General features: G+C 55.6%; 19 protein-coding genes and 1 pseudogene. 9 read left to right on the forward strand and 11 right to left on the reverse strand.

Annotated features, from left to right (window positions below; genetic code table 11):
• The first annotated feature begins 58 nt into the window (after positions 1–58).
• Both VI123_RS17820 and VI123_RS17825 read left to right on the forward strand, forming a co-directional pair.
• On the forward strand, positions 59–1,399 hold the full coding sequence (locus VI123_RS17820) for an RNA-guided endonuclease InsQ/TnpB family protein (protein WP_336339417.1): 1,341 nt from the start codon (positions 59–61) through the stop codon (positions 1,397–1,399).
• Between the two features lie 47 nt (positions 1,400–1,446).
• A pseudogene (locus VI123_RS17825) lies at positions 1,447–1,854 on the forward strand (hypothetical protein); the annotation flags it as partial.
• A gap of 72 nt (positions 1,855–1,926) precedes the next feature.
• On the opposite strand, the gene VI123_RS17830 reads toward VI123_RS17825, so the two are convergent.
• A complete protein-coding gene (locus tag VI123_RS17830) occupies positions 1,927–2,475 on the reverse strand; it encodes a hypothetical protein (RefSeq protein ID WP_336339418.1) in 549 nt (182 codons plus the stop codon).
• Positions 2,476–2,603: 128 nt separating this feature from the next.
• On the opposite strand from VI123_RS17830, the gene VI123_RS17835 reads away from it, so the two are divergent.
• Entirely contained in the window at positions 2,604–3,017 is a 414-nt protein-coding gene (locus VI123_RS17835; RefSeq protein ID WP_336339419.1) for a MarR family transcriptional regulator, read from the forward strand.
• Between the two features lie 31 nt (positions 3,018–3,048).
• On the opposite strand, the gene VI123_RS17840 is transcribed toward VI123_RS17835, so the two are convergent.
• The gene (locus VI123_RS17840) at positions 3,049–3,969 is read right to left on the reverse strand and encodes a helix-turn-helix transcriptional regulator (protein ID WP_336339420.1); all 921 of its coding nucleotides are present in this window, start codon (positions 3,967–3,969) and stop codon (positions 3,049–3,051) included.
• Positions 3,970–4,107: 138 nt separating this feature from the next.
• Between VI123_RS17840 and VI123_RS17845 the strand changes: the two genes are divergently transcribed.
• The gene (locus tag VI123_RS17845) at positions 4,108–4,431 is read left to right on the forward strand and encodes a hypothetical protein (protein WP_336339421.1); all 324 of its coding nucleotides are present in this window, start codon (positions 4,108–4,110) and stop codon (positions 4,429–4,431) included.
• 629 nt (positions 4,432–5,060) lie between these two features.
• Complete coding sequence (gene orc4, locus VI123_RS17850; protein WP_336339422.1) at positions 5,061–6,293, forward strand: DNA replication protein Orc4; 1,233 nt, start codon at positions 5,061–5,063, stop codon at positions 6,291–6,293.
• A gap of 139 nt (positions 6,294–6,432) precedes the next feature.
• Here orc4 and VI123_RS17855 read toward each other — a convergent pair whose 3' ends face one another.
• From VI123_RS17855 to VI123_RS17875, 5 genes are all read right to left on the reverse strand, one after another.
• Complete coding sequence (locus tag VI123_RS17855) at positions 6,433–8,601, reverse strand: type B DNA-directed DNA polymerase (RefSeq protein ID WP_336339423.1); 2,169 nt, start codon at positions 8,599–8,601, stop codon at positions 6,433–6,435.
• 8 nt (positions 8,602–8,609) lie between these two features.
• Complete coding sequence (locus VI123_RS17860; RefSeq protein ID WP_336339424.1) at positions 8,610–9,260, reverse strand: hypothetical protein; 651 nt, start codon at positions 9,258–9,260, stop codon at positions 8,610–8,612.
• On the reverse strand, positions 9,257–9,559 hold the full coding sequence (locus tag VI123_RS17865; RefSeq protein WP_336339425.1) for a hypothetical protein: 303 nt from the start codon (positions 9,557–9,559) through the stop codon (positions 9,257–9,259). Before VI123_RS17865 ends, VI123_RS17860 begins: the two co-directional genes overlap by 4 nt.
• 2 nt (positions 9,560–9,561) lie before the next feature.
• Positions 9,562–10,503: a hypothetical protein gene (locus VI123_RS17870; RefSeq protein WP_407067017.1), complete on the reverse strand. Its 942-nt coding sequence runs from the start codon at positions 10,501–10,503 to the stop codon at positions 9,562–9,564.
• A gap of 756 nt (positions 10,504–11,259) precedes the next feature.
• Positions 11,260–11,685: a hypothetical protein gene (locus VI123_RS17875; protein ID WP_336339426.1), complete on the reverse strand. Its 426-nt coding sequence runs from the start codon at positions 11,683–11,685 to the stop codon at positions 11,260–11,262.
• A 47-nt stretch (positions 11,686–11,732) separates the two neighbouring features.
• Between VI123_RS17875 and VI123_RS17880 the strand changes: the two genes are divergently transcribed.
• Positions 11,733–12,116: a hypothetical protein gene (locus tag VI123_RS17880; RefSeq protein ID WP_336339427.1), complete on the forward strand. Its 384-nt coding sequence runs from the start codon at positions 11,733–11,735 to the stop codon at positions 12,114–12,116.
• 118 nt (positions 12,117–12,234) lie between these two features.
• Here the strand turns inward: VI123_RS17880 and VI123_RS17885 are convergent, their stop codons facing one another.
• Positions 12,235–13,263, reverse strand: a complete 1,029-nt coding sequence (locus VI123_RS17885; RefSeq protein WP_336339428.1) for a Cdc6/Cdc18 family protein — start codon at positions 13,261–13,263, stop codon at positions 12,235–12,237.
• A 212-nt stretch (positions 13,264–13,475) separates the two neighbouring features.
• Positions 13,476–13,709 (reverse strand): hypothetical protein, encoded by a 234-nt coding sequence (locus VI123_RS17890; protein WP_336339429.1) that lies wholly within the window; start codon positions 13,707–13,709, stop codon positions 13,476–13,478.
• Between the two features lie 295 nt (positions 13,710–14,004).
• On the opposite strand from VI123_RS17890, the gene VI123_RS17895 reads away from it, so the two are divergent.
• A complete protein-coding gene (locus VI123_RS17895) occupies positions 14,005–14,421 on the forward strand; it encodes a TRAM domain-containing protein (RefSeq protein ID WP_336339430.1) in 417 nt (138 codons plus the stop codon).
• A 100-nt stretch (positions 14,422–14,521) separates the two neighbouring features.
• Here VI123_RS17895 and VI123_RS17900 read toward each other — a convergent pair whose 3' ends face one another.
• Complete coding sequence (locus VI123_RS17900; RefSeq protein ID WP_336339431.1) at positions 14,522–15,628, reverse strand: tubulin/FtsZ family protein; 1,107 nt, start codon at positions 15,626–15,628, stop codon at positions 14,522–14,524.
• 534 nt (positions 15,629–16,162) lie between these two features.
• On the opposite strand from VI123_RS17900, the gene VI123_RS17905 reads away from it, so the two are divergent.
• Together VI123_RS17905 and VI123_RS17910 are read left to right on the forward strand one after the other, a co-directional pair.
• Complete coding sequence (locus tag VI123_RS17905) at positions 16,163–16,999, forward strand: hypothetical protein (protein ID WP_336339432.1); 837 nt, start codon at positions 16,163–16,165, stop codon at positions 16,997–16,999.
• A gap of 537 nt (positions 17,000–17,536) precedes the next feature.
• Complete coding sequence (locus tag VI123_RS17910) at positions 17,537–18,727, forward strand: hypothetical protein (protein ID WP_336339433.1); 1,191 nt, start codon at positions 17,537–17,539, stop codon at positions 18,725–18,727.
• A gap of 373 nt (positions 18,728–19,100) precedes the next feature.
• On the opposite strand, the gene VI123_RS17915 is transcribed toward VI123_RS17910, so the two are convergent.
• The gene (locus VI123_RS17915; RefSeq protein ID WP_336339434.1) at positions 19,101–19,502 is read right to left on the reverse strand and encodes a VOC family protein; all 402 of its coding nucleotides are present in this window, start codon (positions 19,500–19,502) and stop codon (positions 19,101–19,103) included.
• Positions 19,503–19,594 lie beyond the last annotated feature (92 nt).

Raw genomic sequence — 19,594 nt, forward strand, 5'->3', positions numbered from 1 at the left:
ACTTTCACCGTGGTTGGCTGACGTTCAAGTTCCAAACGAACATATCTGGAAATGGCTGATGAAGCGCACCAACACGTTCGCCGTGCGTCCCCTCTCCGATACGAGAGAGCTACTGCTACGGGACCTGTTGGACGCTTCCGCCGCTCTCTGGAACGAGGTCAATTATCAGCGCCTCATGCGCTACAACGACGAAGACGGCTTTGAGGACGAGGACGTGTGGAACGCTGACACCGGCAGTCTCGAAGGCAAGTACAAAGGTGTGCTTGGCGCGTCCACCGCCCAACAGGTAATACGCAAAAACAGCGAAGCGTGGCGCGGGTTCTTCGATACAAAGAAGACGTATCACGACGGATCGAACACATCCGTTACGGAACACCCGGAACCGCCGGGCTTCCGTGGTAACAAAGACGATGGGCGTGTCCTCAAAGGCGTCATTCGCAACGACGCATACACTGTTGAGTGGGGCGAGCGATCCCGGCTTGAGATCCTGGTCGAGAGCGAGTTGAAAGACCGATACGATCACACCGGGCGTCTCCGACTCGAAATCGCTGGCGACCCGAATTGGCCCGACTACGAGAAACAAGGACGATTGGACCTGTGGTATGACGAGACTGACAGCATCTTCCGAGCTTCCCAACCCGTGACTGTTACAGATACACGGGAGACTCCACTGGCCGACGAGAAGGCCGCTCTGGATATTGGTGCGAACAATCTCGTCGCCTGTACCACCACGACCGGCGACCAATACCTGTACGAAGGTCGGGACCTGTTCAACCGCTTCCGTGAGACAACGCGAGAAATCGCCCGGTTACAGTCCAAGCTACAGGAAGACCAATACAGTAGCGAGCGTATCCGGCGGCTGTATCGGAAGCGAACCCGCCGCCGCGACCACGCACAGGAAGCGTTGTGTCGTGACCTAATCGAATGGCTGTACGAGGACGGCGTAGACACGGTGTATATCGGTGGACTGACCGACGTGCTGGACACGCATTGGTCGGTCGAAACCAATGCCAAGACCCACAACTTCTGGGCGTTCAAGCAGTTTACTGAGCGGCTAGCATGTACTGCTGAGGAATACGGTATCTCGGTGGAAGTCCAGTCGGAAGCGTGGACAAGCCAGGAGTGCCCGCAGTGCGGTTCAACAGACCGAACGAAACGACATCAGGACACACTAACGTGTCCGTGTGGATTCGAGGGGCATGCCGACCTCACAGCGTCAGAGACGTTCTTGAAGCGGCACACAGAGAAGGCAGTCAGGTCGATGGCACGGCCCGTGCGGTTCGAGTGGGACGACCACAACTGGTCGGGGACACCACACCCTCACGAAAGTCCCAAAGAACAGCGCACAGACCCGAGTACCGTCCACCGTGACGGGAATGTTGCCTCCGGCGAGTCCTAGACCGGCTGAGATTCCCACGGAGGAAACCCCGGCGTAAACGCCGGGGAGGATGTCATCTGTGGCCGGAAGGCCATCCGGTGGAGGAAGTACTTCACGAGCGGCTCAGTGGCCCTGCAGAAACCGTCGCTCCCGACGGTGGCCGAACGGGCGACGTTCGCGACCGACTGGTCGTCGACGAGAACGCACAGTCGAAGGACGATCTCGAGCCCCGCACGAAGCGTGCCGTCGCCGAAGCGATGGACGTCTCACTCCTCTCGAAAGGTTGCCGCTACGAGGTACAGTCCGCGTCCGGCAACAGGTACGAAGTCGACGTCATCGACGAATCGTGTACCTGTCCGGACTGGCAGCAGCGCTCACCCGAAGGTGGCTGCAAGCACCTGCGTCGCGTCGATCACGAAATCAAGCGAGGCCGAGTCCCGCGACCGGATGGTCGTCTCCCGGCTAACGCGGACTGATCTTGATTAACCAACTGACCGGCCTATTCAATTCTGTCGTTGGTTAAGAATGAGTCGCGATCTCACCCGCCGTCACGGGAGTTCTTCTGTCACGTCAGCGAGTTCCTCCTCGGTCTGCCAGCGATACAGGCGTCCCTCTCGATCGAACAGCTCGAAGATGCCGTCCTGCATCCAGCCGAAATGGTGCTCTTCGTCCTCGTACACCCGCTTGAGAACGTGGCTTTTCGCGAAGAACTCCGTCGTGCCGACGAGCAGCCCCTGCTCGACGAGGAAGTCACTCGGCTCCTTCTCGGCGACACCGACGAGATAGGTCACGATGTCGGCGATCAGGCAGAATTTCTGGATGCTGTTGTCCCACTCCCCGCGGATATCGACCATCCGGAAGGCGTAGGCGTCCTGCCGGCGGTTGAGCCGGTCGACAACGAGGTTCAGCCGGCGAATCGGCTCCCGGTCGTAGTTCCCGAGCACGAAGTACGAGCGTTCGTTTTCGTAAACGGGGGTCAGTTCGCTCAGGGCGTGAAGAATCTCCTCGTTGTCGGCCAGCGAGATCTCCTCGTCGTCGAGTTGATCCTTCGCACTCGTGAGGACCTCCTCGGGGACGGGCGGCTCCTCGTCGGACATACTCGACTCCTCTCAGCGTTGTGCGATATGGTTTACGGAGTAAATCACCTACTCAATCGGTCGTGGTTTACTCCAGAGTGATTTACTCAAGGGTAAACTACTTGCCGCCAGGCCGTGTATCGTCTCGTATGAGCACCGACCTGGGAACTGCTGAGGGGATGGAATCTCGTGAACTCGTCCACTTCGTCACTCAGCAGACGCGGTTCGCGCTGATCAACAACATCCTCCAGCACCCCGAGCAGCTCCCCTCGATGTACGAACTCGAGGAGCTCAATCCCAGCGTGAGCGATGCCACCGTCTACAAGCACATCCAGAATCTCATCGACGCCGGTATCGTCAAGGAGGTTGCTCTGGATGACGACCAGCGCCGGCAGGGCTACCCCTGGAAGTTCTACGGCCTCACGTCGGAGGGGCGGGAGTTCCTAGAGGAGCACAACTTGCTCGCCGCAGAGGAGACCCTCCAGCAGATCTACGACACCATCTCAGACAAGCCCGAAAAGATGGTCAAGTACGAGAAGGCTCCCCGTCCCGAAGAAGCGTAACTCCCGAAATTCGTTCCAAATTAGCAGTCGATCACTGTTCGATTTCGTAGTCAGCAGCCAGCTCCTGGAACTCGTCCCACGCCGGGAGCCGGGCATCGTCGACCTCGCCGTGCGTCTCGAGGTAACGAAGCAAGGCGTCGATTTCGTCTTCGAGGCCATACTTCGCCGCCTGCTCTCGGAGATCCGCCTCGTCGACGTCGACGTGGCTGAGGAGAAGGAGACAGTACGAGCGGTGGCGGCTTCCGTCGTCGATCAACAGCGTGTGACAACACAACTCCGCCGGCGAGACTACGTCGAGGTCCTCGGAGTAGACGTAGTAGCGGTGGCCGGTAAGCAGGAACTGGAGGTCGAAGGCTGCGAATCGAGCGAGGCCGGTTTCGTGGAACGCCTCCACGTTGATCTCCGTCTCGGCCTGCGCGAGGAATTCGTCGTAGTCCTCCCAGAGAATCGTGCCCTTCGGGGCGACGGCTTCGAGGCGTTGGCGATGCAGATGGTGTGCGAGTTCACGGGCGAACTCGTGGAGGCGGTCGAAGTCGGCGTTGAACTCGTAGCGGCCATCGGCTGTCCCCACGAGCCCACGGTCGCGAAACCGCTTGAGGATACGGTTGACCGTGTTGCGGTAGTTGTCGCTCCGGTCGGCGATCTCGGAGACGGTTCGCGGCTGATCGAGGTAGTACAGCACCTCGAGTGCCTTCCCGGTCAGCAGTTCGGGGAACTCGATGTGGGAGTGCTGGCGGACGAGGTCTCGATAGAGTTCGACGGCGCGAGCATCCGACGGGACGACTCGTTTTCGCCGGCCATCGCGTTCCGTGTAGACGAGCCCCTTCTCGACGCGGTCGGCGACGGCACGAGAGAGGTAACTCTCGCTGTGGTCGAGCTTCGCCGCGAGCTCGGAGATCGTGTCGCCGCGGTCGACCGTGGCGAGGACCTCGAGTTCGATGCGCCGGAGCACGGTGTAACATAGTACGAAACTTGTATATAAAGAAGTTTCGAGTAGTGTTACAGTCAGCAGGCACGAGAGTCGTCTCCATCGTCTTAACCAACAAAACTATGGATTCGTGGGACGTGTTGGTTAACACGAGAGCAGCCGATGTCCTACGAACCCCCGACCCCACCGGCGAACCTCCCGACGGAAATCGTCAACACGCTCAACGAGTCGGACCCGGAGCAGCTCCAAGACGTTGCTTCGTACGCTGAAGCGCTCGCCGAGCACAAGGAACGAGAGGCCCGTCTCGAGGAGTCGGCAGATCAAGAAGAGGTCAAAGAACGACCAGACGATCTTCCGGACGACGTCCCGGCCAAAGCAACGATCACGATCAAGGAAATCAACGACAATCGCTACTACTACTGGCAGTGGCGGGAGGGAGAGAAGATTCGTTCTCAGTACAAGGGTCCGGTCAACCCGGACGAGTAAAACTCGATGATGGAGGATACCCACCCCACGTTTCCGTCGTAACTGGATGTTGGTGGAGGGGGTGACGCTGATTTCGAAGGGACCACACCCCCCGCGTTTCCGTCGTTTCTCCACGACGGCGTAGGGAGAGGCTACGATAGTGCTATACAGCCACTAATTCTGTTGACCTAGAATCAATCTAGAGATGAACTAACTTCTGCAACACATAGATTAAAGTGGTATAGCTGAGAAACGCTCATTAAGTGTGCTTCGGTCAAAGAGGGGCGAAGTACTTCGCCCCCTCAGCTGAAACAATCCTTTCCAGCTGATTCTGTAGACGGCCAGTATTGGACGGCTAGACCGCTCTCGTCTTTGGTATCTCGTCGTGGACGTCCTCTTCGAGTCCCCTCCCCACCTGTTCGGTGATTACGACGGAAACGTGGGGTGTGTGGGTTTGGGGTTCGACAACAACGCGCCGCTTCCGTCTACGAGTTTCCTCTCTCACGTCGGAAACGCGGCTATATTGTCAGCAATCCAATTCCACCGAATGACGGCATTTTCCCGCTGATATCGGACAAGGAACGTCGGAAACGTGGGGTGGCGTTCTCCACTAGATTTATACTCCCCCCGCTCACACCGTGTGATATTCAATGACGCCCGACTCTTCACCCAGTTCTGTCGACGATCCACTCTTTGAATCCGGGCATCGTATCTTCGCGAACAAGGATCTCCTGAAAATCGGTCACGTGCCGGAGGCTGACCGGATCGTCGGTCGCGACGAGGAAATCTCGAAGCTCGCGAAACGTCTCAACGGTGCTGTCCACGGGTACTCCCCGGAAAACGTGATGATCTACGGGAAAACTGGGACCGGTAAATCTCTCGTTTCAAAACACGTCTGCCAACGAGCTCAGAATGCCGCTCAGGATGGCGTCGAGATTGGAACCGCGTATATCGACTGTGCTGAAGACAACACGGAGACTCAAGCAATCTCCTCACTGGCCGCGAAGCTGAACGATGAATCTTCGACTGGAATCTCCGTCCCACATACCGGCCTCAGTACGTCGAAATACTACAAACTCCTCTGGAAGACGCTCGACACTCAATTCGATTCTGTGATCATCATCCTCGACGAGATCGATCTGATGAACGACGACAGCGTGTTGATGAAACTCTCGCGCGCTGAGGAGGCGGGAAAAATCGACTGTAGCGTCGGTGTCATCGCGATCAGCAACAAGATCCAGTACGTCGACAACGTGAACGAGCGCGTGAAAAGCAGCTTCCAGCACAAGGAGCTGTTCTTCAAGCCATACGACGCCAACCAGCTTCGGGAGATCATGTTCAACCGTGAGGACGCCTTCCAGGACGGCGTCCTTTCCGAGGATGTGATTCCGCTCTCGGCGGCCTTCGCCGCGCAGGAACACGGCGATGCTCGGAAGGCAATCGACATTCTTCGCCACGCCGGCGAGGTCGCCTACGAGGCCGGAGCAGAGCAGGTGACGGAGGAACACGTCCGCCAGGCACAGCAGCACGCCGAAAAGGACCGGTTCAGAGAACTCGTGAACGGCGCACCCACGCAGGCGAAGGCGGCGTTGCTGGCGCTCACAGAACTGAGTGTCAACAGCAACGACGATGCGTTCCTCACGAGCCGGGTGTACGACCAGTACGAACGCATCTGCAACCATCTCGATATGGATATCCTCTCCGTCCGTCGGTTCCGCGACATCCTGAAAGAGCAGGCTTTCCTCGGGGTTGCCGAAATCGAGAAGATCAACAAGGGAAGTGCGGGCGGGATCCACCTCCAGAACCGACTCATCGAAGATCCCCAGGTCGTCCGCGAAACGATCCTTGAGGACAGCCGGATGCAGGACTGGACTCGCGAGTAGTGACCCCCTACTACTGAGTGGGTGCGGACGACGGAAATCCGGGGTGGGGCGTGAGGAAACGACGGAAACGAGGGGGGTCGAAAATTACGTCGGAAACGTGGGGTTGGATCGAAACGACGGAAACCAGGGGTGGGGTCCACTACGACAGTTCGTTGGTGGCTCCGAACGAGCTCAAAACGGCGTCCCTCTCACCGGAGAGCTCCCGGCGAATGTCGGATCGGTCCCATCCGAGCGGTGAAAGCACGCTCTCGACTGCTCTGACCAGCAGCGTTTCGTAGTACGAGGCGTCGTAGGTCTCGCTCGCTTCGTGGGCGAGGGCGACCCGATCTCGCGACGATTTCTCGTCGTCGACGACCACGTACTCGATATCTTGTCCCGGGTGGATTGCCAGATCTTGGTCGCGAGCCCGTTTCAAGGCGGCCACGTTCTGAGTATTCTGTGAGTAGCTTTCCAGGGGCTTGGAGACACGGTTCCGCTCGACGAGCCGCTCTACTGCTACGTTGCCCGCCTGTAGTTCGCCGATTGCTCGTTCGAGACGTCCGAGTACTGCGTCCGGTGACCGCGTGGCATTGAGCCGGTCGAGACAATCCCGCTGGACATCCTCAATGAACGGCGGGGTTGAGCGTTGCCGGGCTTCGATACCTCTGATCTTGAAGTCGTCGTCGCCGTCGACCTTCCCGAAGTACTTCGTCAGCGCGCCGGCGTCGCTCTCGCGCTGCGGCACGAACGCCACCCAGTCGTAGTGGGCTTCGTGTTCGAGCCGAATCTGGACACGTTCCGTGATCTCCGTCGCGAGCGTCTCGAGGTCCTCGCGGTCATCGTCGTCGACGTCGGGGTCCGGCGTCACCCAGATGGAGTCGACGATGCCGTGGACGACGCGCCAGCCGCCAGCTTCCAGTCGCTGTTTCGCCGTCAGCAGAATCTCGCGAGCAAACGCGTTGATCGCCTCGTGGCACTCGATCCGGCCGAATTTCGCATTACTGAACCCTTGATACCCGAAGCAGGCGACGAGAATCCACTTCAGCGCTCCCGACCGCCCCTCGAGCTCCGCCAGTCGGTCCTCGTCGGGATCGTCCCGTTCCTTCTCGCGACGGATGGCCGCCTTGATCTCGTCGCGAGCGTCGATGATCGGCTGCAGCACGTCGACGAGGTAGCCCCGGTCGTCACAGATCGAGTACCCGAGGCCGGGGACGTCGTCGCGGTCGCTGTGGCAGTCACACCGGATAACGTCCGGCGAGACGTTCCGGGTACAGATGATGTTCGGATACAACGAGGAGAAGTCGAGTTCGTGGACGTTCTCGTGGAGGTCGACCTCGGGCGCGAAAATGAAGCCGCCGCGGTCGGCGTCGTGGAGCGTTCCCATCGGCTTGTAGAACTCGTGACGCCAGGAGTTCCACGGGACGAGGACGCCGCGGTCGTGGGCCTCGCAGATTTGGATCGCCGTGAGCACGTTCCCGATCGACGCCCACGCGAGTTCCTGGACGGGCTTTTTCGAGCGCGACACGAGGTCGAGAACGCCGTCGAGGTTCGTCTCCCCGTAGAAGAACGTGTTCGACTCGTCGATGATCGCCCGCCCGGGGACGTTGTACCGCGCTGGCGAATGCCCGACCTGCCCGTAGCTCGTGTACGTCGATTCGCCGGCGAGTTGCTGGTAGTCGACCTCGGGCCACCGACTCAGCGAGAAGTCGTCCACGCCGGCGTCTGTCGCCATCTCGTACAGCGTCGGAATAATCCCGCCCGTCGAGCAGACCAGGATATCCGGGTCGTGGTTTTCGAGCGCTGCTTGCACGGCACTCAGGAGCTCTATCGGTGAGCCAGTAACTGTGTCACCGGCCACCGTTAACTCCCCATAGACGTCGTTGCTCGTTTCGGTCACCGGAACGCTGAGTTGGAGCGGCGACAGTTCCGTCGCCGGCGTTGGGCTGATATCGTTTTCCAGACAGTAGCGGAACTCTCGCGAGAAGTCGACGTTAAAACAGGCGAGGTCCCCGACTGGATACGACGATAGCTGCCGTGCTTGACGTGCGAGCGACGTGACACGGTCGATGTGGCCGACGTCGACGGCGAGAACGGGTTCGTCGTCGCGACGAAAGCCGGGTCGTTGGGTGACGACTTCGGTCCTCACGACATCCGGGTGCCGCTCGTACTGTGTCCGAAGTTCCGCAAGGTCTAGGTCGTCCTCAGGAGACCGTGTCGCTACGTAGAATCGCGGCGTGTAGTCGTTGTGCTCGGTCCGTAGGGCGCCATCAGCCGTGGCTTCCCACTCTAATACACGACCATCGTCCAAGAAATCGATTGTAAACGGCATCGTTGGGGTTAGTTGACTACCGGATCCAGTGATTTCATCGAGAAGTCTGATTTCGAACAGTACCGCTCTGCCAGTTCCATCAGCGCTCGAGTCCGGCGAATATCCGCAACATTGTGCAAAACCAGTGGTTCGAAATTTCCGTTTTCCCAGGCGGTGACCGCTGCTGCACTGTCGGTGAACGGATCCACGTCGCCGAGACCAGCCCCGATGAGTTCCTCGTAGACGCCGTCCAGCGTATCCGCTGTCGTGTTGAACCGTGATTCGAAGACATCCAGTACTTCGACGTACGGAAGGTCGGCGAATGGCCACCCGAGATTGTGGGCGGTCAGCCGCGTTCGGAGGAAGGGCAGGTCGAAGCCACCGTTCCAGGTGTCGCCGTTGTACGCGACTAGTTTGACCTCCTGATCGGCGAGCGTTGAGCCGACAAATTCCGTCATCGCTTCGAGAAGCGCCGCCTCGCTATCGTGAAGTGAGAGTGTTATCGGCGTCTCCAGTTCCTCATTGAGGCGCTGTTCGAGCTTGGGCGGGGACGTCCGTCCGCCGGTATTGAGAAACACGCGAGAGCTAATTGCTGCATCGAATCCGACGACAGTCAGCTGGTCTGTCGTTGCGAACCCCGTCGTCTCGATGTCGAACGCGACAGTCTTGAGGTCCGTCATCGGTCGGTTTCCTCGCGCTGCTGTCGGTCTCGCTGCGTTTCCAGGGTCGCTTCCAGCTCCTCGATTCGCTCCTCGTGGGTATCGAGTCTGGCCTCCTGTTCGAGATCGATGCTAAACAGTGCAGGTACGAGCGGATTCTGGTGGTTCAACAGGCCACTCGCGTCGGCATGCTCGCGAGCGTACTCGAACAGCTGGTCGAAGTGCGGTTGGTCGCGACGGCGGAGTGCCCGCCGAAAATCGGCCCAGCGCTCTTCAATGGCTCGCAGGGCATCACGATACGTTGGATTCGTGCGCCCCATTGCTATTGCCCCCCGGCGCCGGCAGCGGTCCACGCGTCAAGCAGGGGATTGCCCGCGACTGTGACAGTCTCTCCCTCCGTTGTGACGGCCGTACCGACGCCGTCGGAGGTCGTTTGGGGTGAGGTGGTCGTCGGTTCCACCTCGACTTGCGTTGCGCGGGCTTCGATTACCTGCCGCCAATACGCGAACGTCGTCTGATAGTACGCGCCGTCGTCGACAGGGTAGACGAGCGTTTCGAAGTCATCGCCCACGAATCGTGGTCCCATCCGAGTTTGCTTGCACTTCAGATGATGGTCGGCGGCCGTCGCGACCGGCGCCGTGAATTCGTCGCACTCGCACCGAGTGACGAGGACGGGAATATCGTAGCCATCGGCGTATGTCGCTAACCGAGCGAGTGTCCGTGCCTGGAGGGTCTGGGCGTGCTGGTCGCTGAGGGTATCGTCGGCGCGATACTGGGCGTCGACCGCTGGTGCAACGATGAGCGAGGGCGTATGCGGCGACGAGTCGTCTTCCTGCCTGGATGGCTGATGGCTACTTGACTGGGTTGGTTCGGTCGATTGCTGGATGAACTGGTTCACAGCTGTTGAGAGCTCGTCGACGGCGCCGTAGTGCTGGTAGGCTGTGAAGCCACGGGCGACGTGGATGCGGTCTAGCAGCCGCTGACTCGGGGCTATCTGTGCGAGCTTGGTCGTGGTCGCATGCCCGTTGGCGTCAACCCAGAAGGCGGGGCCATCGTGCATGAGGAGATGATCGAGGACGAGCGACTGCAAAATCGGAACACCCCGACTGCCGTCGACGTCCAGCAACGTGATACCGTCGTCAAGAGACGGAAGCAAGATGTCGTCCGTTGCTGGGTTGGCCTGGTCAGCAATAGACTGATTGCGATCAGCGCCACGGGTAGGCTGATCGACCGCCAATCGATTCGATGGTGAGTGGTCTGGCATACTCAACTAAATGTTCACAGTTCCGATAAGGCACGGCGTGTCACTTCCACGTTTCAGGGAATCCTTTGTATCAGTCTGTACCTCCCTGTCATGTCCGGGTTTTCGATTCTTCAGCCCGTTTCCGCGAATCTCTCCGGAATGGTCTGGCAGGCTGTTAACCAACAAACACAGCCGAAGCAGTCCGCCTGTTGGTTAATAACACGGGCTTCTGAGTACTCTGATAAAACAACATTCAGACTACTGATATTGTCACCAGTTATCGTGCAAGACTTAGAGGGTGCATCTCTCACAGACTCCTCGTTTATTCCGTCTTACTGACGTCGAAATAAGTGCTCAGTAACCGTGCTTACCGTTCACGATACCATTCGAACACGTGTATACTGATTCCGAGAGCGAGGCCGCCAAACGTCAGCATCCCAGCCACCGTTGAGGTGAAGCTACTACCGACGGAGAGTTGCCACCCAATGACGATAGCGGTCAGAAATAGGCTCAAAGCCCAATCAGTTGATTTGAGAGACGTGTATGATTCCATCGTTCCTAATTGCGTAGTTGATGTTATGCCGTCAAGTCCGTTAGGTTCATTGTCTGTACGTGGCGATACGCTCTGACCGTATTGAGTGACGAACCGATGACCGATACGCGCCCTGTATTCAGCAACGCCGTTTCAACTTACTCAGAGCCTGTCAGTAACGGTTTGACCGATACAGAGGGTGTAGTCAGCATGACTCTATCGTCAATAAGATAGGTGGTTTCCACCTATTTCCCACCCAGCACATTGGTTGTGTTATATTCGATAGAAATTTGATACGCTAGCTTTCTTTCACCTTCATTTGCAAACTCGTCACCCATAGCTTCTGGCGGATTATTAAGAGTTTTTATCCGTTCGATATCTATTATATTATATTCATCTTTACGATGAGTGGTAAGAACGTCAAAACCCTTGAAATCAATCGGTCGCTGGAAAGTAAACGGATTCCTCGCTCGCCTTTGTATTTCCTGAAATAGCCCATCTTCACCAGAGCTAGTCTTTCCTACATAATAGTACGGATCTTCGTGGTCTTCACGCTCAAATTCCAGCACGTAAAGATAATGTTCGTATCCTGCCTCAAAACCAGGATATTTTTTCAACTGCTCTCTCAATGCAGCCTTCGAACGAACCCAATCGGGCAGCCTCTCGCCCATACTTTATCTGTGAGGTCAATCAAAATATATATGTGGGTAGTTGTCTCATGACAAGAAATATATCAGAGGTTGAAAATAATGCACAGAAAATCAATCAACTATATAGTCTTAGAGAAATGGCAACAATGTATCACGATGTCATATCTACGATTTTTGGAAAGGATGTCCGATCTCCGGATATCGATGGTGCGATCAGATCACAAACAAAAGACTTTCTAGCGGAATCAATAGCTTTAGTTCGAAATGAGGATGCTGAGAAAATTTCAATATACCTTCAAAAAAGCAAAGATGAACTTCGAGAAGAGTTGCATTCTGCACTAAGAGAGTATGGTATTGAACAACCGGAAGTGACTACCAATATCGGACCTACAGTCCCTCATCTTTTGGCAATTGCTTATTATGAATATGATTCAGTAAATTCGCCTGTATGACTGAGAGATATGCGCTGTGTATTCATCACGAAGCGTTCTGTTAGTCTGCATAGAGGACTGCTTCACTGAATTCGGCAAGAGCCACGACAGAATATCCCATCGAATCGTTGTTCAACCCTCACTTCGTCGGTGAACTAATCGACTCGGTGGCTAACGAATACTGTCGATCACGGCTCGTACCTTCGGCTACCAGCAGGTTGTACTGAACCATCTTCGACAAATAGGTTCGGACAGTCCGTTTCGTTCGGGGGTCATCGACGGCATCGCCGTAGCGGTCGTGAATCTTGCTGGGCCCTATTGGTCCGTGTTCGCGTACGATATCGTAGACGGCTTGCTGGTGGGGTGTGAGTGAATCGAGACTCGTCTGTCTGATTTCTGCGCGAGCATCGTCCGCTGCGTCTCGCAACATCTCATCGGTAATGGTCTCGCGGTCTTCTCTGTCGGCTGTACTGGCTGCGATACGGAGAATCCCTATCGCGAGGCGGGCGTCGCCGGCGGCGGCGTCGGCGATGTGGTACAGCTGGTTGTCGGTGATAACATCCTTGTCGAGGCCCCATCTCGCGCGGGCGCTCAGGATGTCGTAGAGCTGCTCGTTGTGGTATTTGTCCATCCGGACGTGTTCGCTGGAGCGGAGTCGGCTTACGAGCCGGTCGTCGACGCGGCTGAACAGTTCCTCTTCCTTGTTAGCAATACAGACCAGCGCGAACTGCTCCAAACTGTGTAGGTCGTAGAGGATGCCCGGGTCTTCCAGTTGATCGACTTCGTCGAGAATGATTACCGTTCGCGGTCCGTCGTACTGTTGGAGTCTGTCGACGAGTTCGTCGTGGGGGGTGGACTGTCGGTGGATATCGATCGTCTGGTCAAGCTCGTCGAGAATCTGGTAGAGCGTTCGGAAGCGAGTGTAGTTGCGCCAGCAGTTGACGTAGGTTGTTTCGACATCCAGCACCTCCTCGCGGAGCCGTTCGGTGACGAACTTCGAGATGCACGTCTTTCCGGCGCCACTGGGGCCGGTGACGATGGCAGTGTCGGCGGGTTCGCCGCTCGTGATGGGTTCCAGAACGCTAGAGAGGTGGTTCACTTCGGCGTCGCGATGCTCTATTTCCTTCGGAATGAACCCCGCCCGAAGTACACGAGCATCGCGAATCATTTGATATCATCAGACCTGTTTTCCGTCGAAGCGTAAAAGGATAGCTGGGCCGTTTCCGGAAAGCGCTCAATTTACTGTTCCTCGCACCCGTTTCCCGGCCGTAGTCTATCGATATTTCCTTCGTGAACAGCGACGTTTCCGGAAACTTCCGGAATTGGTCCCATTCCCGGATAACCGATTACGTTTGCGAGCCTGTGCTGGGATTTCCAAAGTCACTCGGTTTTTCGAAGTCGATCGTTGACTTCGTAGAGCCACCCACGGTCAAGCAAGCGGTCGATGGCATACACAGCATCGGCCTCCTCTTCGATATTCCCGTCTTCTGCAAGAAGGATCTCCTCGGCGTCGGTGCGGGAGAGTTCGTCAATCCCAGACGCGTACTCGGCTTCGAGCGTTTCATACGCTTCCCTGATCCACGTGGGGAGGTCGGGTTCGTCTATATGTCTCATCCTCGGCAACCTGTTTCCCTATCGTCTAGAGGTGATAGGTGGCTATTTCTTCGGCTTGGCAAGTCGGACAGTGATTGCGCTTCGTCTGGAGCGTCCGCCCGCAGTGGCGACACTCGTACCATGAGTCAGGACCAGTCTCGGAGAGGACTGCTCGCAGACGCCCAAGCATGTGTTGCCCTATGAGACCGATTCAGAAATAGCTGGGCTCCAACTGTGTCTGACAAAGTCTGCATACCTCGTTAAGCAAACCATAGAATCAAGTGTACCCACTGGGGAACACTTACAGAAGTTTCTAATGGAGATTCCGACTGAACTACGCACTCTTTTCTCAGCTGAGATTGACCAGCACGAGGGTAGCTTTGTTATCGAGATCCCACAGCAAGAGGTTGATATTGGCGCTATCCAACGCAACGAAACCTATCGGGTAGCGATACTCCCCAGAATGGGCAGTGAAGAGAGTACTGACCATAGCGATGTCGTTTCAGGTGGGAGCCTTGACAATCCGGGCCCGCCTGTTGAAGAGGGTGAACGGCGAACAGTGGAAATAGAACATCTTGGCGACCAAGGTGACGGTATCACGCGCGTCGAGCGTGGATTCGTTGTCATTGTGAGTGCTGCCTCTCCGGGCGAAGAAGTCACCGTCGAAATCACACATGTTCAAGAGAATGTAGCGTTCGCCGACGTAGTGGACCGTCCGGACCAATCCGAGTAATCGGTATCGGGAATCCAGGTTTTGTGAAATACTCTAATCAAAAGCGTTGACGACTCTTTGGGCTGATTCTAATCCCGGCAATAATATCTGCCAAGTTGTCTTACTGCGCTTCTTCGACCAGTGTTTCGAGTTCTGTTAGCCGCGGCATTTCTGTGATGCCGCTGAACAAGACGAGTACTGACAACTTGGACTGATCTGGTGTCGGCATATCACCACTCCGTATCTCAGGTGACTGCAGTTCGTCTGCGAGCCACCGCTGGCCATCGGTAACCGCATCTCGGAGTAACCACGCGGGTGGCCCGGCAAACACGGTCAGGGCACTATCGGCCGAGTCCAGCGTACATTCGGCCGTCAGTTTATCACGCACCGCACGGCGAAGTGTTGTCTCGACGGCATCGTATGCTTCAATTTCATCAATATCGTCAGATTCATCGGCGAAAAACCGGCTTCGGAGTCGGTCGATGACGTTGCTTTCACCGGTGCCTTCGTCGGTTCCCAGTTCCTGACTGGCGTAGCCAAGCGTTGCGAAACGCGAGTCCGAGAGGGTATTAATTATTTCGCTGGCGTCGACGACACTCTGGCCGACAGACTTGGACTCTGTCGCCTCACCTGCCGCAAAGAGTGTCCCGAGTCGAGTCACAAGCGTCCCATTCAGCGATTCGGCAGCTTCATCAACAGTCTGCCCGCTGGTGAGCCAGGCTTCATTATCGAACAAAATTTGTCCATCGACAGTTGCTTCGAGCGTCTTAAGTGCTCGCATCGCGTCCACAGCTTCTTTTTCATCCCACCCGGCAGGCAAGACTGACACACAGTAGATTGGAATCGTGTAGATCTCCGCGAGTGCGTCAGCAATTTGGGCTGTGGCCCCACCACCTGTCCCGCCCGCCAGCCCAGTGACGAGGATAATTGCGTCGATATCGCTGGTTACCAGTGGGTCTATCGCCCGGCGAACTTCGCGCCGTTCGTCTTCGATAGCGGCGATAGCGCTCGTGCGATCGCGGTCGGTCCCATCCCCATCTGTTTCGAGGAGTCCGAAGCTATGGCGCTGGTCACCCGGGAGAGTGTTGAGTCGATTGAGCGCTTGGGTGTCCGTGTCGACTGCACAGGCCGTGCCGAGATACGCCGTCTCGCGACGTTCATAGTCTCGCCACAGCCGATCGACAATCCGGCCCCCAGCACCACCGATTCCAATTGCCGCAACTCGCATACTCTACATCGGGTGCCGACTGATATTAATAATCCGACATCAGTTCACTTACACGCGTTCAGTCGGTATTACGGCGATAATCACGACCAACTTCCTGGAGAGAGCTGATACCGGGAATCATCGTGAGACCGGAAATCGAACAGGAAGATATGGAGTCAACAAACCGTTCTCACAGCGGTGAGTTCAGGACTGGTTGGACGAACCAACTGCTCAGTATATCTACTTACTGACAGCGTGTCATAGAACCGTTCTCAAGTCTCGATACGGTCAACTGTGAATGCTCAGTACAGATGCGAATGGACTACTTTAGATCTTTCCAAATTTCGATGACTCAGAGGGGGGCGTGCTGAAAACACAGCGCGTATGTGGAGCGGGGGTCGGAAGCAAAGTCCACACAAACCACACTACCGGTGGGACAGCCGCTCACCCCATCGACGGAACGGCCAGTCTCACCACCGAGCCACCGTTTCAGCGACCCACTGATTGCAACGGGGCCACCCAAATCGCTTTGTAGCCTCTGAGTGAGCAGTCGGTGTGGTCGATAACGAGCCTGGCGAACGTCGCACTGACGCCACGAATCCGGATCGAACAGTCGAGGAGATCGACAGCTTCAGTGATCATCCGGTGTTGTTTGGCCTCATCACCGGTGGCTACGTGCTCGGGCTCGTCGGCGGCCTCATCGCTGCGTGGGCCGTTCCGTACCTGCTCGGCTACCAACTCGACTGGACGCGACAAGCGACCGGGGTGTTCGCCGCCGACGGAGCGGTAGTTCGGAGTCTCTTCCGGGTTGCGTTTACCTCGTTTCCGATCGTGTTTGCGGTGTGTACCGTTGCAGTTGACCTCATCGCTCTCCGGTCGCTGACCGACCGCTCGATACCGAACAGCCGCGGACTGGCCGCTTGGACGCTTCTCGCGGTGTTCGGACTCGGGACCATGCTATCGGTTATAAACCCGATTTTGCCGCCCTATGGGCTCGTGCAACTGCTCTCAGCCCCTGTCTTCGGGTTTGTTGCGGTTGTCATAGTCACCATCGCCGGTGCCGTTGCTGGCGTGGCAGGACGCTCGATACCGGTGGATCTCGCTCGTGGGCGGATGTCGTTCGTTGCTGCTGGTAAGCGAGCAGTAGCCGAGTTCCGAGCTAGACCGATCGCGGTACTGGGATCGAGTCGGCCCATCGTTGTCGGATGGGGAGTCGGAAGTGGGCTGCTATTCGTCGGCATTGGGTTCCTCGGCCTTGCGCTCGGAATCCCATTCATCGGAATTCTGTTGTTGCCAGTCGTCCCCGTGATATTGGGGATCGCTGCTATCGCCTTCGCTGGCGGTCACCTTCGCTATCGACTCATTACCGTCTCGAACGCCGGCCACGGATGAGGGTCGTGATGGCTGCTGCCGACGTCACGTTCTGTCTCTCACACAGCGCTACTGACATACTGTGGTGATTTTGGCGTCTAGCACTACTACGTGAGTCTCCTGTACTGAATAATTGAGTGTCTCACTTTTTGCTGAAAGCCCGATGACCGATATGCGCCCTGTATGCAGCACGGTCGTAGAAACCTCACCAGTCCCTGTCAGAAGTGTCGTGCGAGATACAGAGCGTGAGTCGGCCACGAGTGAACCAGTTGCCCCGAGTGATAGGGACAGCGAACTGCCGTGTCATATCGAGTCCGAAGCTACCCAGGTCCTGTCAGAATCCGCATGCTGAATACAGGGCGTGATTCGCGCACTCCAACGAACCCAGGACGGGAGAGTAGGCCAGTCTCAATTGGTATCAAACAGCGCCAGACAAAGCCGTCCTGACCGTCAGAATAGGCTGGATTTTATTCCTAACCTTGAGTATTGTATCTTCTCTCAATATCCACCTTCCGACTCTCCTATGGTTTTAATCCGTATGATTGACGATTTCTTATTATGGAATATCAAGAGGGATGGGAAGATCTATTCCCCAAACGATACGGTCACTTTCTAACACTTCATCACAACGATCTAGAAAAAGCCTCATTTGAGGATTATCCTCCATTTGACAAAACTCCTGATCAGACTAGAAGTACGCCGTTCCAAGCAGGTCCTGGCGTCGGTTTTCTAAATTTAGGTGAAGGTCTGGAACTCCCTTTAGAAGCACAGCGGGTACTCCCACGTTATCTTTTATCAATGACTTTGATGACTGATTGGAATGTCGTTGACTCTGGACATTACGAATATTGGAGAGTGACTGGTGCAGCCGCCAGCCTCTATTCGGACTTAATGGATTCTCGACGGGAATCCTTAGAACTCCATGGAGATAACGCCGAATGTTCTGAAAGCCAGATAGCAAAATCATTCGGTTGGTGTATGAAGCAACTAGTATATACATCCGATCTACAAGACTTGATGGTATTGATTCAGATTGGTTTACTAGGGGAGAGACAGAGAGGAAACCCGCCTCTTGATATCGATCGTACTATTCACAAAATCATTACTCATTCTTTCCAAATTGCTAATAGATATGGTTTTCCAGTATTGGAGGCTCTCGCTGATCGAATTAATGACGGAAATCACCGGACATTCCAACCCAGAATCAAAAATTGGTTTCAAGACTCTCCTAATGCCAGTACTCGGAAGACACTTCTCGAATTCCATCGACTTGAAGATGTTAACCCGGAGTACGAGACTCCAAATCACGATCTCGAGGATTTGGAAGATCTTGAGGCTCCTTTGGGCGTGACCGAAGAGAGCCTCACAGAATTTCTAAGTCGGTTCGATGAATTGACAGAACCTGAAGAAATTGAGAATCCTGAAGGAGAATTAAATCCAAACAATGGGCTAGTTCGAGAATTAAAAGAACACCGCAATCCTTCTCAGCATGGGTATGGGGATTATCGAGGAGAGACAATTCACGGGGTCTACAGAGTACCGGCTGTTACAGTAATCACTCTCTCGTGCTTAGCGTTCTGGGATGCGATAACGGTTGATCAGTACCAAGAGCTTCGTGAACTCCTTGGATTGGAAGGAAAGCATTACCCGGATTTCCAGAAAGAGACTCGGCTTATGAAGTGGACGCCCGAGGACTTCTATCCTAAAGAGGTGCTGTCTGAATTAGATGAATATCATCCAGACGATTGAACGCTCCTTTGTGGGTTAGTCTTCTTCACTACGCCAAATTACTATACCGACTAAACAAATTGCCATTACTACCGCAAAGATGTAGACAGAAGCATTTATAATGAGGTCAACTATGAATCAAGTAATATTAGAGAGTGTATTTTGAATATTGGCTGGTAGACAATATCCGGATACGTGTGACTGATATGCGCTGTGTATGCAGCAGTGCCTTCTCGAACTACACAGAGTGTGTCAGTACCGTCGTGACCGATACAGAGGATAGATACAGTATATCTCCGTCGTTTCTTCTAGCCTATTTCTGCGGAATTACCCGAACAGTAGATTTGCGTATCTATGGCCTCCGTGGACGCTGATAGAGACCGACCAATAGCTGCTACTCAGTAGTGAGAGCAGGATATGCCACTTCCCAGAGATGATCGTCAGGGTCAGCAAAATACCCTGAATATCCGCCCCAAAAGGTGTCCTGGGCCGGTTTAACAATACGACCACCTGCTGCTTCGGCTTCCGCAAGCACTGTATCCACTTCCGCTTCACTTGACACGTTGTGTGCTAATGTCACTCCGGAAAATCCGCTTCCGTCGTCGGGGACGTTGGCATCTTCGGCGAGTTTCTCCCTGGGATAGACCGAAAGCCACGTTCCCTCAAGTGTGAAAAAGGCGACGTCACTGTTGGCGTCACGGTCTTGCATTGGGAAGTTGAGTCCGTCTCGATAGAACGTAATGGACTCGTCGATGTCTTCAACGCCAATCGTAACGAGCGTGATTTTCGGATCCATAGCTGTAGAACTCAGCATCAACTGTTAATTGTGTCCTCTATACTGACCGATTCGAGTCGGTGGAATTGTGTTCCGAACCGATGGCCGATATG

It is taken from the genome of Haloarcula sp. DT43, assembly GCF_037078405.1.
Lineage (GTDB): Archaea > Halobacteriota > Halobacteria > Halobacteriales > Haloarculaceae > Haloarcula > Haloarcula brevis.

What these genes read in the sequence shown, in the direction of transcription:
- VI123_RS17820 (WP_336339417.1), top strand. Translation starts at nt 59, where the DNA reads ATGAAGCGCACCAACACGTTCGCCGTGCGTCCCCTCTCCGATACGAGA.
- VI123_RS17830 (WP_336339418.1), bottom strand. Translation starts at nt 2,475, where the DNA reads ATGTCCGACGAGGAGCCGCCCGTCCCCGAGGAGGTCCTCACGAGTGCG.
- VI123_RS17835 (WP_336339419.1), top strand. Translation starts at nt 2,604, where the DNA reads ATGAGCACCGACCTGGGAACTGCTGAGGGGATGGAATCTCGTGAACTC.
- VI123_RS17845 (WP_336339421.1), top strand. Translation starts at nt 4,108, where the DNA reads ATGTCCTACGAACCCCCGACCCCACCGGCGAACCTCCCGACGGAAATC.
- orc4 (WP_336339422.1), top strand. Translation starts at nt 5,061, where the DNA reads ATGACGCCCGACTCTTCACCCAGTTCTGTCGACGATCCACTCTTTGAA.
- VI123_RS17855 (WP_336339423.1), bottom strand. Translation starts at nt 8,601, where the DNA reads ATGCCGTTTACAATCGATTTCTTGGACGATGGTCGTGTATTAGAGTGG.
- VI123_RS17860 (WP_336339424.1), bottom strand. Translation starts at nt 9,260, where the DNA reads ATGACGGACCTCAAGACTGTCGCGTTCGACATCGAGACGACGGGGTTC.
- VI123_RS17865 (WP_336339425.1), bottom strand. Translation starts at nt 9,559, where the DNA reads ATGGGGCGCACGAATCCAACGTATCGTGATGCCCTGCGAGCCATTGAA.
- VI123_RS17870 (WP_407067017.1), bottom strand. Translation starts at nt 10,503, where the DNA reads ATGCCAGACCACTCACCATCGAATCGATTGGCGGTCGATCAGCCTACC.
- VI123_RS17875 (WP_336339426.1), bottom strand. Translation starts at nt 11,685, where the DNA reads ATGGGCGAGAGGCTGCCCGATTGGGTTCGTTCGAAGGCTGCATTGAGA.
- VI123_RS17880 (WP_336339427.1), top strand. Translation starts at nt 11,733, where the DNA reads ATGACAAGAAATATATCAGAGGTTGAAAATAATGCACAGAAAATCAAT.
- VI123_RS17885 (WP_336339428.1), bottom strand. Translation starts at nt 13,263, where the DNA reads ATGATTCGCGATGCTCGTGTACTTCGGGCGGGGTTCATTCCGAAGGAA.
- VI123_RS17890 (WP_336339429.1), bottom strand. Translation starts at nt 13,709, where the DNA reads ATGAGACATATAGACGAACCCGACCTCCCCACGTGGATCAGGGAAGCG.
- VI123_RS17895 (WP_336339430.1), top strand. Translation starts at nt 14,005, where the DNA reads ATGGAGATTCCGACTGAACTACGCACTCTTTTCTCAGCTGAGATTGAC.
- VI123_RS17900 (WP_336339431.1), bottom strand. Translation starts at nt 15,628, where the DNA reads ATGCGAGTTGCGGCAATTGGAATCGGTGGTGCTGGGGGCCGGATTGTC.
- VI123_RS17910 (WP_336339433.1), top strand. Translation starts at nt 17,537, where the DNA reads ATGGAATATCAAGAGGGATGGGAAGATCTATTCCCCAAACGATACGGT.
- VI123_RS17915 (WP_336339434.1), bottom strand. Translation starts at nt 19,502, where the DNA reads ATGGATCCGAAAATCACGCTCGTTACGATTGGCGTTGAAGACATCGAC.